The sequence below is a fragment of the Providencia rettgeri genome, assembly GCF_013702265.1.
Taxonomy (GTDB): Bacteria; Pseudomonadota; Gammaproteobacteria; order Enterobacterales; family Enterobacteriaceae; genus Providencia; species Providencia zhijiangensis.
The window spans coordinates 1,757,383-1,771,380 of sequence record NZ_CP059348.1; the positions used below are offsets into that span (position 1 = coordinate 1,757,383).

Below are 13,998 nucleotides of genomic sequence, written 5' to 3' on the forward strand. Positions count from 1 at the left end.
TTTCAACTTTAGTTATCGTTATTGGATAACAGCCCTGAAGCTTATTACCAAAATACCCAACAAAAAGGTAATTTCCATAGATATTACGGATTTGATCGTGTTATATATCGGCAAATAAACTTTTCTGGTGCCACGCATGTTTAACCTCTCTGAGTTAATTAACGATACCCCCATTGATTCTATTCTGTTATTTATTGTCACCTTCATTTTATTAATTATTTCTGCTTATATTGGGAAATATATTTTTAAACGCCGCAGTGCTCATGAAGAACTAGCGGATGATGAGGCGAAAATTATTTTAGGGGCGATTTTGTCGCTATTGGGTCTGTTGATTGGCTTTGTATTATCGATTTCTATCAATGGCTATAACAACCGCCAACAAACAGAAGAAAACGAAGCGATTGCGATTGGAAATGCCTATCAACGAGCCCAATTACTCAGCGGTGATGAGCGGGCGGAAGCCTCATTGCTTATTCAACAATATCTTGAAGCGCGTATCGAATTTTTTAAATCGGGAGTCAGTGATGAAAATAGCCAATGGCGGATGACATCGCTGACTAAACAAGGGCAACTTTGGGAAATTGGTGTGAAGCAGGCTCAAGAATCGCCGAACCCTGTGGTCTCTTCGGTTTTATCGGCATTTGGTGATTTATATGTTTCTCAACAAAAAACCATGGCGAGCTGGCGACACCAAATACCGAATGCTGCTTGGTTCTTACTGATATTTTTCGCTGTCTGCTCGAATGTCCTGATAGGCTATAACATTCGAGGAACAAAAGGTAAAAACTGGCTCATTGTGATTTTGCCATCTTTGACGACATTGGCACTGTTTATGATTGCAGAAATTGATATCCCGGGAGAAGGGGTGATCCACGTTACGCCGGACGATTTACTTTTATTGCAGGACTTCTTATTTAAAGATGGTGCTTGGCTGGGAAAGTAAGTTAGGCAGTGCAGGAATGAAGGAAAACCCTCTGAGTATAAACTCAGAGGGTTGAAGGATTATCGAACGATAATACCTAATAAAATTCCGATAGCGCCGAAGTCGGCATCACTAAAGGTCGTATTTGCAATACCGATGTCACCGAGGACAGGCAGTAAGAATACAGGTAAGAAGGTAATCAACAGACCTTGAGCAAAGGCACCAAGAATCGCACCACGGCGTCCACCTGTTGCGTTACCGAAGACCCCAGCCGCCGCACCCACGAAGAAGTGTGGTACAACACCCGGAATAATTACCGTCATGTTCAGCGCATACAAAACAAACATGCCTAATACACCCGCTGCAAAGCTGCTTAAGAAGCCAACTAATACCGCATTCGGCGCGTAAGGGAAGACCACTGGGCAGTCTAAAGCAGGTTTTGCATTTGGCACCAGTTTGTCAGAGATCCCTTTAAATGCAGGAACGATTTCGGCGATAACCATACGCACACCTTGCAGAATGATGTAAACACCCGCTGCGAAAGTAATGGATTGCATCAACGAGAACATAAACCAGTTTTTACCGCCGCTCACTTCACGAACAAAATCACTGCCTGCAAACAAACAAGTAATGATAAAGATAATGAACATAGTGAACGAAATAGCCACTGGTGTATCACGCAGGAACAGTAAGCTTTTTGGCACATTCATATCTTCAGTAGAATGTTCTTTATTACCAAATTTGCTACCGATAAAGCCCGCTAACACATAAGAAATCGTGGAGAAGTGACCAATTGCCACATCATCAGAACCAGTGACTTTTTTCATGTACGGGTGTGCGATCGCAGGGAAGAACACCATACAGAAACCCACAATCAATGAACCAACAGCAACGAGCATGGTTCCTTCCATACCTGCGGTCGCTAAGATAACCGCAATCATCATAGACATGAATAAAGTATGGTGACCTGTCAGGAAGATAAATTTCCATGGGGTCAGGCGAGCAATCAATATATTGATTAACATCGCAAAGAACATGATCATGGCCATTTCACGACCGAAGCTTTTTTGTGCAATAGACACAATCGCTTCGTTGTTCGGCACGACACCATTGATACCAAATGCGTGTTGGAAAATTGCGGAGAAATCACCTAAAGAACTGACAACTAACCCTGCACCGGCACCTAAAATCACAAAACCCATGATAGTTTTGATGGTGCCTTTAATGCATTCAGTGACAGGTTTCTTTTGGGCAATCAGACCGATAAGTGCAATCAGACCAACGAGCACCGCCGGTTCAGAAAGCACATCTTGCATCAGAAAACGAAAGAATTCCATGAAGCCTCCGGTTACATCGCGCCGAGTTTCTGTAAAGCCACGCTCAGACGTTCTTTCATCGCGACTTTATCAATCATATTTTCTAGAGCAACAATTTCGCCGCCAACTTGTTGAGCAACTAATTGTTCTGCGATATCGGTGGTGCCGACAAAAATATCACTCACAGTGCCTTTTGCAGAGCCTAAGTCAACGTGGTCAACATCAGCCGCAACTTGCAGATCTTTTAAAATTGTCTTGATGCTCATTTCCATCATCAGACTTGTACCTAAACCATTTCCACAAACAACAGTGATTTTCATAATATTTACCTATGACTCAATTATTCATATTTAGCGATGATGTTAAGGATGTCATCTACGTTTTCTGATTGCATGATGCTATCAATATCTTCTTGGTTATCAAAAAGTTCAGCTAGTTTTGCAATCGCGCCGATGTGGCTGTTGCTGTCTGTTGCTGCAAGAACAATCAATAACTTAATTGGATCGTTACCCTCTGAACCAAACTCAACCCCTTGTTTAATGACTGTTAAACCGAGAGATAACTGGTTAACACCGTCTTCAGGGCGGGCATGTGGCATTGCAATGCCCGGGCCTAATACATAGTAAGGGCCGATTTTTTCGTGAGATTGAATGATGGCATCAATATAACGAGGTTCGATGAATTTATTATTAATTAAGGGATTACAGGCAATTTTTATTGCATCACGCCAGTCATTGGCGCTGTCAACCACCTGAACCACATTCGGGGTTAGTAACGTAGTTAGCATTGGCTTGGCTCCTGGTAAAAAAGAAATTCTATTAGATGTTTTAGTAATGGAATGAATAGTAGTGATCTATGGTAGCGCTATCTAGCTGAATTATTCATTTTCGTGATAGCGCTATCATTTTGGCTAAATATCGTTAATAAAATCATTTTTAGTGCATTTGGCAGTTAATTAACAAATCGGAGCTGTGATAAGTTATCGTCGTTGAATAATAAGTTTAGACGAAACAAAGTAATTTCATGCAGAAAACCCGAAAAAGAAAGAATACAGGCAGAGTCACATTACAAGACGTCGCGAAATATGCGGGAGTCGGTTCAATGACGGTATCACGCGCCTTGCGGACACCGGAGTTAGTCTCGGATAAATTGAGGGAGAAAATCAATGAAGCTGTTGAGGAGCTCGGTTACATTCCCAATTCCGCTGCGGGCATTTTAGCATCAGGTCAAAGCCGAACCATTGCAGTGTTGATCCCATCATTACGAGACAATGCAAGCTCAGTTTTTCTGCAAGCTTTACAAGAAGTCTTGAACAAAAATAATTATCAAGTTGTGATTGGTAGTCACGATTATCAGCATAAAAAAGAGTCTGAGGTGTTACTCACGCTGTTGCAAAGTAGCCCCGCCGCATTGGTGATTTTTGGTGCAATGAATTCTGAAAGTGCTTTGGGAACTCTGAATAATTTGCCAATCCCCGTCATTAATGTGACGGGGGATCCCGCTCATCGCTTTACACTGAATATAAAAAATAATTTAGGGGAAGCCGTCAGTTTCCTAACGCATTATTTACTGCAAAAAGGCCATCAGCGTATTGGTTATATTGGTGCTCAGATGGACAGCAAAATGCAGGGGCAGCAACTGAGTGGCTGGAATAATACTCTGTTAAAGCATAACTTAAGTGCTGAGCAAAGCATTACGACGCCTTATGTGGCAACCATGGACTTTGGTCGGCAGGCGATTAGCGAAATGTTGACCCGTCAACCAGAATTAGAGGCCGTGATTTGTAGCCATGAAATGATAGCCTTAGGGGTCATGTTTGAGTGTCAGCGGCGGCTAATCAAAATTCCAAAGATGCTGGCGGTGGTGTGCGTTGAAGGGTCGGAAAATTGCGATCATATTCATCCATCGCTAACATCTGTGCGCATTGATTACAGTAAAATGGCGCGGGATACCGCGAAAAAACTCTTAAAATGGTTAGGGGATACTGAAGAAAGCTTTGCCGATATTCAGGATGAAATTGTCTTCCCTTATAAATTTGAGGCAAGGCAAAGTGGTTAGAAATCACCATATTTGTTGCACTACATTGTGTATCGGGTCACAGAATCACGTAAAGGTTAAAAGTTATTTTTAATCTCGAAATAAGAATGCCGTAGAGGTCACTGTTTATTTATCTTTATGTGCTAATTTCCTCATTATATCTATCGTGCATGTTCGGATTTTATGCAGAGATAGATGCTTTGTTTAACTTGAATATCGTTATTACACAGGGGATAAGTACATTATGAAATCAATAAAAACACTCATATCTGCCGCAATTTTAGTTTCGTGTGGCGCGACGGCTGCAACAACTGGTTCTGAAGTTTTAATGGTGCAAAATGGCGGAACGCCGAACAAGGTGTATTCTGCAAATAAACCCACGATCAAAGTTGCTACTTATAATATTGGTAAAAATGAGCTGGCGGCAGATGTCGCTAATTTAGATGAATTGAGTAAAGCGATCGCTAAGATTGATGCGGATGTTATTGTCTTAACTGAAATTGATAATAAAACTGCACGCAGTAAGAAAGTGAACCAATTAGAGGAAATTGCCAAAGCTAACAAAATGGATTTTGCGTTTGGTAAGGCACTTGATTTTGATGGTGGTGAATATGGCGTAGGAATTTTATCAAAATATAAAATTGAGAAATCCCAAGTTGTAAATTTACCATCTGGCGGAGCAGAGCAGCGGGTGGTGTTGTTATGTTGTTATCACAAATTACAAAGCCTGGCTTTGATTCCCCCATTATTATCATGGGAACTCACTTAGACTGGCAGAAAGATCCTACCATCCGCATTGGCCAAGTTCGTCATATTCTCGATGCGACGATTGGTGATACCGAAACCGGTTTTGATAATATTGCTGCCTCTATCAAGATTCTTGCCGGGGATTTCAACTCAACCGCCAAAGAGCAACCTATTCAGGAAATCAGCTATTTTTGGGATCCAGTTGAGAAAAAAGGGGTTAATTATCGCACATGGCCTGCGGTTAACCCTGCCATTGATATCGACCATATCTTTACCTATAAAGGCCAAGTATGGGATGTGAAAACCATGACAATTCCAACAGACAGTAAAGACTTTCAATGGTCAAAAGTCAGTGACCATTTACCTGTTATTGCAGAACTTGAGTTACAAGAACAGTAAGTTATTGGGATAGTGGACAGGCCTCTATTTGAGGTCTGTTTTTACTTGAATCACTTACTTTTGCAGTAATTTTTGACGTTGAATATAGCGGACTTGCGCTATTCCTAAGTACTCTTCTATAGCGGCGTAAATACGTGAGCTTAATGCGTGAAAATCCGCTTCACTTTCTAAGGCAGCTTTAGTTAATGCAATGAATTCATGCATAAATTCTTTAATTGTTGAGAATTTATTGGCGACGTTTTCATAGTAAAATTGGTAAACATAGGACTCTTGAGAATGGCTGAGTTCGGTATTATTTTTGATGTTGTTGGTTGCCAGCAACAGTAGTTGTGTATTTGTCATGATGGGTCCTATTTTTGTTTTTTTGAATAGTACACAAGTTACTATAAATCTTTTATCAAAATTAGTCGGATAATTTTAGTTTTTGGTTTTTAAATTAACCCTAAAATTGTATTTTCTATTATATCATTATGTTAGCAATTTATTTCTTGGAAAGAATATTGAAGGGTGAAAGTCATAATTTAACCCTGTAATTATTAATGAAATTCTATCATATTAAAAAATATGAAAATAAATATCACATCAGATGATCTCTCTGGTAAATCTTAGCTTCCCCTTGTTTTCTGCGTGTAGGGAGCATGTTTTCGATGTTCTATATCATGTGTTAGTACGTCTATTTCATATGTATCTAATAACTATTTATATTCTTTTTTATTTTAATAATAATTATGATTAATTCCAAAATTCAATTTTAATTAATCATTTGTTCATTGTTTTAATATTATTTAATTTTTTATTAAAGATAATAAAAAGGGATAAATAAAACTTATCCCTTTGGTTGACTATTTAAATTCGCCAATTAACCTTTTAGTTCTCTCGCACATTGTTGTAAATGCTGGAAAGAAGTGAATCGAGTTTGGTGATGTAATTTAAATTGCTCATTAGGTTGATACGTTAAATCAATATTTGCAAATTGAGCCATTGCTTGTGCAACATTTTCACAGACACCTCCCGCTACAGCTCCCAAAATAGCAGAGCCCAATAATACAGGTTCATCCGCTTGAGTTGAAATCACCGGAACACCACAGGTATCGGCTAGGAGTTGGCGGATCAGCGGGTGCTGACCGGCGCCACCACTGATAGCGATATTTTGGATAACAGCACCTGATTGCGCCTGAGCATCAATGATTTGTCGTAATCCATAGCCAATACTGCAAACACCGGCGGTATAGAATGCAAGTAAGTTATCAAAGCTGTTATCCATGGTTAAGCCCGCAATGATGGCTTTCGCATGGGGATCGGCGAAAGGAGCTCTATTGCCTAAAAACTCAGGAACAATATGAATACCTTTAGCTAATTCAACTGCTTGAGATGGGATACCTGATTTTTCTAATACTTTATCCGCCAGCATAACGGGTAATGATTTACCTTGCTCTTTTGCCATCACTTTGGCTTGTGCAGCCATCGGATGTAAAGAAAGTAGTTGGTCAATTGCCGCACCAGCAGCACTTTGCCCACCTTCGTTGAGCCACATACCCGGTACCATTGCTGAATAATAGGGGCCCCAAACACCAGGGATAAACACGGGTTCTTGGGTGGTGGTCATCGTGCAGGAAGACGTACCGAAAACATACGCCATATTTGCAGTTGCATCACCATTCACCCCAACTGTGCCAATTCCACCAGCATGAGCATCAATCATTCCTGCGGCAACGGGTGTCCCAACTAACAATCCCATTTGTTCAGCAGCTTGGGCGGTTAAGCCGCTTCCATTTGGTGTACCTGGTTCGACAATTTCCTGACCAATGCGAGCAAAGTTTTCATCCGCTAATTCAGCGAGACCAATTTGGCGAAAATAGTCAGCATCCCAGCGTTTTTCATGGGCCAAATAAGTCCATTTACAGGTTACTGTGCATGTAGAACGCGCTAAAGAACCCGTTGATTTCCACGTTAGGAAATCTGCTAAATCAAAAAATTGCCACGCATTATCATAAGCTTGGCGGCGATTCTCCTTTAGCCAAAGAATTTTTGGGGTTTCCATTTCAGGGGAAATCTTGCCGCCAACATAATTCAATACCGGGTGTTTTAGGCTATTGATGCGCTCAGCTTGTTCTGTGGCTCGGTGATCCATCCAAACAATAATATTGCGTTCAGGATCTTCACTTGGACTGACGGAAATAGGTTGCTGGTTTTTATCTAAAACAACCAGAGAGCAGGTCGCATCAAAACCAATTCCTGCGACACGTTTCGCATCAATTTTGGCATCTGCCATTGCATGTTTCACACAATAACAAACGGCATTCCAGATTTCGTTACTTGATTGCTCTGCGAAATTGGCACCATCACGATAGAGCGTAATATCGTGTTTAACAGACGCAAGCATGTTGCCACTCAGATCAAAAATACCTGCACGCGCGCTGCCTGTACCGACATCAATACCAATGACGACGTCGTCATTTTTACTTTGCGTAGGGCTGTTCATATGTCCTCCCACAATCTTTATGGTTATCGGTAAAAATTAAAGGTCAACGCTGTTTGGTAGGATCACAAGATCACGGATGGTGATATTTCTTGGACGAGTTAACATAAATAGAACCGCTTCAGCGACTTCGATAGGTTGCATTAAGCTGCCATTGGCTAATGCTTCTTCCATTTTTTCTTTTGGCCAGTCATCCAGTAATGCGGTGACAACAGGTCCTGGTAATACAGCACCAACGCGAACACCGTATTGAGACACTTGGCGGCGAGTTGAATGGACAAATGCTTGAACTGCAAATTTAGAGGCGGTGTAGATAGGCTCCCAAATCACGGGTACCACACCAGCGATTGAGCTAGTAAACAGGACATCCCCAGATTTTTGCTCAATAAAGTGAGGGAGTACTGCGCGAACGCTCCGGAATGCAGCATTGATATTTAAATTTAATACTTTATCCCAAACATCTGGGTCGCCTTCTGCGACTGGGCCACCGATATACGCGCCTGCGTTAGCGTGGAAAATATCTAAGCGACCCGCTTTGGCTAAAATGGCGTCTAACATGCCATCCACTTGTTCTGGCTTCATTAAATCAACAACCAGAGGAATTGCATTGTCGCCTAGTTCGGCAACTAACTGATTTAATCGGTCTTCGGCACGGTCAATTAAAACAACTTTCGCGCCAGCTTTGAGTAGGGTACGTGCGCACTCAAGTCCAATACCAGAAGCCGCACCTGTGATGGCGGCAACTTTGTTTTCTAATGAGATAGCCATGATGTTCACTCCGGATAAGTTAGTTAATCAATAGAGAAGTCAAATTGAGTATTAGAAATTAATGTAATTTTAATAAGTTACGAGGGGATTTGGCGGAATGTATTCAGTGAGTGAGAATGCAGGCAAATCGCCATATCAACTCGATTCTAGGTTAATTTCGATGTCGCTCAATCGATGGAGCAGTATTGCGACTTTTACGCTTTGGTGTCAAGCTAGGAAAAAATGGAGGCATAAATTTGTGAGCAAGATCAGACAAAACAAGAAAACCACGATCTATGACCTTGCAGAATTGGCAGGGGTTTCAGCCAGTGCCGTTAGCGCTGTATTGAATGGAAATTGGCAAAAAAGACGTATTAGTACCCAATTAGCTGAAAAAATTATGCGAATAGCGCAGGAGCAAAACTATTCGGTGAATAAGCAAGCGAGTCTATTACGTAGTAATAAATCCAAAATTATTGGGATGTTGGTTCCTAAATACGATAACCGTTATTTTGGGTCGATTGTGGAACATTTCGAGGAGATGGCGCGTGAACGTGGGCTATTTCCTATCATTACCTGTACACGCCGTGATCCTCAATTAGAGTTAGAAGCCGCAAAGGCAATGCTCTCATATCAAGTGGATTGGTTGATATCAACGGGGGCAACCGATCCTGATAAAATTACACAAATCTGCCACGCATCAGGTGTACCGACACTCAATTTAGACTTACCCGGCACCTTGGCACCTTCGGTGATTTCCGATAATTATCATGGTGCAAAGCAGTTAACGCTCAATATTTTGCGCAAAAGGCAGCAACGAGCCGCATCGTCAGAATCACTGGTGTTTGTGGGAGGGCGAGAAGAGGAGCATAACACTCGAGAGCGAATTCGAGGATTTATCGATGCTCATAATTCCTTGAATATAGAGGTTCCTCAACATCATATTTTGACTTGTGGTTATGCGCCAGAAAAAGCCGAACGGGCACTCTCGACATATTCTTCGCAGCATTCATTTTTACAAAAAGAAACTCCGCAAGACCCTCAATATATTGAACTTTGTGGGCTATTCGTCAACTCGACTATCTCATTAGAAGGGGTGATGAGGTGGTTAATGAAAGAGGGGCACACAGGCGCGCATCAGCCGCCGATGGGGTGTTTTGACTGGGATCCGTTTGTCGCATTACTTGGGAATGATATTGAGATGGTTAAACAGGATGTTCCCGCTATGCTAGAACAAATTTTTACCTTGATAGAATCGGGAGAAAGCCAGCCTCAGCTTATTGAGGTGATGCCTGTCATGGTAGGTAAAACAGAATAAATAAAATCAGGCTTAAAGTAGAAATATTAAGCCTGATTATTGGTCTATTGACTATTTTTACTTAAGGTTTTTATTTAAAGCATCTAAACGCAATTGATGGCGTTGATTATAAAACTTCACGTAGGTTAAATACCCAGCCAAAATTGTGGATAAACTTGCTGTCGCTAACAGCATAAATGTCACCATAATTTGGTATTTAACTGCCTGTAAAGGATCGACTCCCGCAAAAATGAGCCCTGACATCATACCAGGTAAACTCACGATCCCAACCGTCTTGGCGGAATCCACCGTAGGGATTAATGATGCGCGAATACTTTCGCGAATAATGGATGCTGACGCAATTTTAGGCGTGGCGCCCAAGCTAAGCATTTCTTGAATTTGCTGTTGTTGGCTATTAAAGCGCTGCCCTAAGTTATTGAAGCAAAGCCCTACGGCAATCATGGCATTCCCTGCAATCATCCCTGTAATTGGGATCACTTGCATTGGGGTAAACGCGATGGCTTCAGTGAGAATTAATACCAGCAAGGTTAAAAACGTACCTGAAGTAATCGCAATTAATGCGGTTGGAAATAGCTTATCGAGGTATTTACTGCGTTTTTTGGCATTCCACGCGGCGTTAAAACAGATAAATAGCACCAATAAAACTGTGAGTGCTTTATGGTCGACGTGAAAAATATATTTGAGGATATAGCCGGCAATTAATAGTTGAACAATGGCGCGACATGTACTCCAGATAATATCTTTTTCAAGAGAGAGTTTCTCTTTATGGCTAATAAAAATAGCCACTAAGACTAACATGATAGAAAAGGCGAGCGACTCATTGGAAATAGTAGGTTGATGCACGGTTAATTCCTATTTTTCGCTATGGTGTACGGGAAAGGTAATAATATCGTCAGCATGGCCAATTTCATCCTGGTCATGAGTCACCCAGAGGACGGCAATATTATTCTTGACCGCTAATTGATGAATAAGCTCATTCACTTTGATTTTATTTTGTTCATCTAAGGCGCTGGTGATTTCATCCAGTAATAAGATTTTCGGAAGAAATTGCAAATTACGGATCAATGAGACCCGCTGTTTTTCTCCGCCTGAAAGTTCATTAATGCCTTTTTCTAGTATGGTATCCGGCAGTGAAAAATAGCTTAAATCATCAAGGATTTTTTGCTTATCAAATGGCTGATTGCGTATTTGATAAGGAAAAAAGAGATTGTCATACACGGTATTGCCAAAAAGTGCAGGCGTTTGAGTGCAATAGGAGACTTCTTGGCGGTATTTCTCTGGCGCAATTGCGTTGATGTTTTCGCCGGCAAAGAGGATTTCACCGCAACTTGGTGGGATGAGTGAAGAGACAATTTTTAATAATGTACTTTTGCCACAACCAGAAGGGCCCGTGATCAATTTAAATTCACCGGGGTATAGGTCAATTTGCACATTATCTAAAATTATCTTCTGACCAACCTGAAAACCGATATTCTTAAGTTGTAATAAGGGCTGTTTTGTTTCCATATTTGACCTAATCCATCTAATTCTATTATCGATATTACGGGTATTATGCGCCAATTTAGGGTAAATAGACACCGCGTTATCTGGAATAGGCTTGGCAAATTAGATTTGCATGAAGAAAATAGTTGCCTTATTATTTTAATCAACGTCTTGTTAGGAGATGGCATTCCTCCTAGTTTAACCGTCCTTGATGTGGACTGATGATGCCTACGTAAACCTTTTCATTTGAATGGGCACGTAGGTTATGTGCCCGAATTTAGGGCATAAATGTCTGCAGGAGCTTTTCCTTGCATTTATTCCCATCTAACTTGTAAGGAAAGTGGCAATGTACGCATCCCTCATTTCTATTGCTTTAGGTTCCGTTTTAGGTGGCTGGTTAAGATGGTTGATTGGGTTAAAGCTGAATAACCTGCACCCTCACATTCCATTTGGTACTGTTTTCGTCAATTTAGTTGGCGGTTTTATCATTGGTTTTGCTGTCTCTTACTTTGCGAGCGCGAATATTAATCCCGCCTATAAACTGTTTATTGTCACGGGCTTTTGTGGCGCATTCACCACGTTTTCAACATTTTCTCTGGAAGTGTTGGTGATGTTGCAAGAAGGAAAGTTGGTGGTGGCATTTAGCACAATCGCAATTCATGTTCTCGGCGCTTTATTATTTACCTTACTCGGTATGTTGTGCCATAACATGCTCTCTCAAGGATAATGGGCTTTAATTAAGTATCTATTCCCCATCTATTATTTTCGTACGATTAATCGCCTATTTGCGGATGTGAATAGGCGATTTTTGTTTCTATTTTGAGCAAAAAAAGAGGATCGCGAAATAAAGCAGAATATATTACTAACTATGATAATGAGCCTTTTTTATCATGATATAACTGCATCAAAATTGTGAAAGCATAAAAATATATATCAGGGCAATAGATTATAAATTTATCGTTTCCCCTACACTGAAAAAGTATGAATTATCATCAAATATAACGCATAAAACATATCCTATTAAAAACGGTTCTAAATACGAAACTATCGTTCTGTATTTTCATTCTCTCCCCTCATATATGACTTTTTAATCTACGACTTTTTACTAGTGTATTATCAGCCTTACACTGTAACTTAATCTATACATCTATTTATTCAATGTTATGATGAAATTGTTGATTAAATGTAATGGCTTGGATGGATGTGTGCTATTTGGCTTTATTTCGTTCTTTATTTTGAATGAATAAATCTGACATATCAAAATTAATGGATTAAATAACTAAAACAGAAATAAATAAAAATAATAAATGCGGGGAAAAACTTATGTCACAAATGTTAGCTCTGTTATTAATTGTCGGGATACTGTACATCGGGGATGCCATTGCAGTACGAACAAAAGCGTGGATCCCATCGGTGTTTGTTTGCGCGGTATTATTCCTTTTAGGTTATTGGACATTCTTTCCTAAAGATATTGTGAGCATTGCGGGAATACCAAAAGTTGTCGCCGTGATGCTGATGTATTTACTCATTACAAATATGGGTACATTGCTCTCATTGAAAGAACTTTTACACCAATGGAAGACTATCTTAATTTCGTTATCCGGTATTTTGGGGATCATAGTCTTTATTTACGGGGTAGGTTTAGCGCTATTTGATTTAAATACAGTATTAGTGGCAATCCCGCCATTAGTCGGTGGCATTGTCTCTTCATTAATTATGTCAAAAGGTGCCGCGGAAGCTGGGCTGGTGGATCTCTCGGTATTTGCCATCTTAATTTATGTAATGCAAGGTTTTGCCGGTTATCCGCTAACGGCCATTATGTTGAAGCGTGAAGGTCGCCGCGTGCTTGAGCAATATCGCAGTGGTACATGGAAAGAGTCATTGGTTGTTGACGGTGCGGATGATGTGGAAGTCAAAACACTGGCATCTGAAAGTGCGATGCCTCGCATGTTCAAGCGAATTCCGAGTCACTATAACACCAGTTATTTCCAATTTTTACGCTTAGTGGTGGTGGGGTATCTCGCCTATTTAGTTTCTACCGTTGCCGCGCCTTATGTCAGTATCAGTCCCTTTGTTTTGTGCTTATTATTTGGTGTTATTGCCTCGTCAATGGGCTTTTTAGAAAGGCAGCCATTGCAAAAAGCGAACGGTTTTGGTTTTGCTATCATGGCATTAATGCTATTTATCTTTGATACGTTAAATCATGCGACACCAGATATGTTGTTGAGATTGGTCTACCCAATGGTGGTGTTGATCGTGGCAGCGGTCATCGGCATGTTTATCGCGTCTTGGATTGTTGGAAAAATTCTAGGTGTATCAAAGGAGATGGCTTTCGCGGTCTCATTGACGGCACTGTATGGTTTCCCTGCGGATTATATCATTACCAATGAAGCCATTAATGCACTGACCAAAGATGAAAAAGAGCGTCAGATTTTAACTAGCCATATGTTAGGGCCAATGCTAGTTGGTGGTTTTATCTCTGTCACGATGGTTTCCGTGGTATTAGCGGGGATTATGGTCGCCTACATTGTGCCTGTTGCGGCATAACAAT

The 13,998-nt window shown here is 40.8% G+C and carries 13 protein-coding genes, 1 pseudogene and 1 riboswitch; of the genes and pseudogenes, 6 read left to right on the top strand and 8 right to left on the bottom strand.

Annotation, left to right across the window (positions count from 1 at the left end; all coding sequences use genetic code 11):
• Positions 1-136: 136 nt before the first annotated feature.
• Entirely contained in the window at positions 137-943 is an 807-nt protein-coding gene (locus H0913_RS07970) for a hypothetical protein (RefSeq protein WP_181478465.1), read from the top strand.
• A 59-nt stretch (positions 944-1,002) separates the two neighbouring features.
• Here the strand turns inward: H0913_RS07970 and H0913_RS07975 are convergent, their stop codons facing one another.
• Genes H0913_RS07975 through H0913_RS07985 form a run of 3 tightly spaced genes read right to left on the bottom strand, consistent with a single transcriptional unit; the run spans position 1,003 to position 3,025 of the window.
• On the bottom strand, positions 1,003-2,259 hold the full coding sequence (locus H0913_RS07975) for a PTS ascorbate transporter subunit IIC (RefSeq protein WP_006659411.1): 1,257 nt from the start codon (positions 2,257-2,259) through the stop codon (positions 1,003-1,005).
• A gap of 11 nt (positions 2,260-2,270) precedes the next feature.
• The gene (locus H0913_RS07980; protein ID WP_006659412.1) at positions 2,271-2,558 is read right to left on the bottom strand and encodes a PTS sugar transporter subunit IIB; all 288 of its coding nucleotides are present in this window, start codon (positions 2,556-2,558) and stop codon (positions 2,271-2,273) included.
• A gap of 20 nt (positions 2,559-2,578) precedes the next feature.
• Positions 2,579-3,025 carry a PTS sugar transporter subunit IIA gene (locus H0913_RS07985; RefSeq protein WP_036953691.1) on the bottom strand — a complete coding sequence of 149 codons (447 nt, stop codon included), beginning with the start codon at positions 3,023-3,025 and terminating at the stop codon, positions 2,579-2,581.
• Between the two features lie 236 nt (positions 3,026-3,261).
• On the opposite strand from H0913_RS07985, the gene H0913_RS07990 reads away from it, so the two are divergent.
• A complete protein-coding gene (locus H0913_RS07990) occupies positions 3,262-4,296 on the top strand; it encodes a LacI family DNA-binding transcriptional regulator (RefSeq protein ID WP_154604103.1) in 1,035 nt (344 codons plus the stop codon).
• A gap of 223 nt (positions 4,297-4,519) precedes the next feature.
• Positions 4,520-5,421: pseudogene (locus H0913_RS07995) on the top strand (endonuclease/exonuclease/phosphatase family protein).
• A 54-nt stretch (positions 5,422-5,475) separates the two neighbouring features.
• Here H0913_RS07995 and H0913_RS08000 read toward each other — a convergent pair.
• From H0913_RS08000 to H0913_RS08010, 3 genes are all read right to left on the bottom strand, one after another.
• Entirely contained in the window at positions 5,476-5,763 is a 288-nt protein-coding gene (locus tag H0913_RS08000; protein ID WP_154604101.1) for a hypothetical protein, read from the bottom strand.
• Positions 5,764-6,280: 517 nt separating this feature from the next.
• Complete coding sequence (locus tag H0913_RS08005; RefSeq protein ID WP_181478468.1) at positions 6,281-7,903, bottom strand: FGGY-family carbohydrate kinase; 1,623 nt, start codon at positions 7,901-7,903, stop codon at positions 6,281-6,283.
• A 36-nt stretch (positions 7,904-7,939) separates the two neighbouring features.
• Positions 7,940-8,668, bottom strand: a complete 729-nt coding sequence (locus tag H0913_RS08010; RefSeq protein ID WP_181478470.1) for an SDR family oxidoreductase — start codon at positions 8,666-8,668, stop codon at positions 7,940-7,942.
• A gap of 238 nt (positions 8,669-8,906) precedes the next feature.
• Between H0913_RS08010 and H0913_RS08015 the strand changes: the two genes are divergently transcribed.
• Positions 8,907-9,965, top strand: coding sequence for a LacI family DNA-binding transcriptional regulator (locus H0913_RS08015; RefSeq protein WP_181478472.1), 1,059 nt, complete (start codon positions 8,907-8,909; stop codon positions 9,963-9,965).
• Between the two features lie 57 nt (positions 9,966-10,022).
• Here H0913_RS08015 and fetB read toward each other — a convergent pair whose 3' ends face one another.
• Positions 10,023-10,763 (bottom strand): iron efflux ABC transporter permease subunit FetB, encoded by a 741-nt coding sequence (gene fetB / locus H0913_RS08020; protein ID WP_420720243.1) that lies wholly within the window; start codon positions 10,761-10,763, stop codon positions 10,023-10,025.
• Between the two features lie 54 nt (positions 10,764-10,817).
• Positions 10,818-11,471, bottom strand: a complete 654-nt coding sequence (gene fetA / locus H0913_RS08025; protein ID WP_181478477.1) for an iron efflux ABC transporter ATP-binding subunit FetA — start codon at positions 11,469-11,471, stop codon at positions 10,818-10,820.
• Between the two features lie 144 nt (positions 11,472-11,615).
• Positions 11,616-11,685, top strand: a riboswitch (Fluoride riboswitch).
• A gap of 108 nt (positions 11,686-11,793) precedes the next feature.
• Here fetA and crcB point away from each other — a divergent pair.
• Positions 11,794-12,174 (top strand): fluoride efflux transporter CrcB, encoded by a 381-nt coding sequence (gene crcB / locus H0913_RS08030; protein ID WP_006659423.1) that lies wholly within the window; start codon positions 11,794-11,796, stop codon positions 12,172-12,174.
• Between the two features lie 596 nt (positions 12,175-12,770).
• On the top strand, positions 12,771-13,994 hold the full coding sequence (locus tag H0913_RS08035; protein ID WP_181478479.1) for a hypothetical protein: 1,224 nt from the start codon (positions 12,771-12,773) through the stop codon (positions 13,992-13,994).
• The last annotated feature ends 4 nt before the right edge of the window (positions 13,995-13,998 follow it).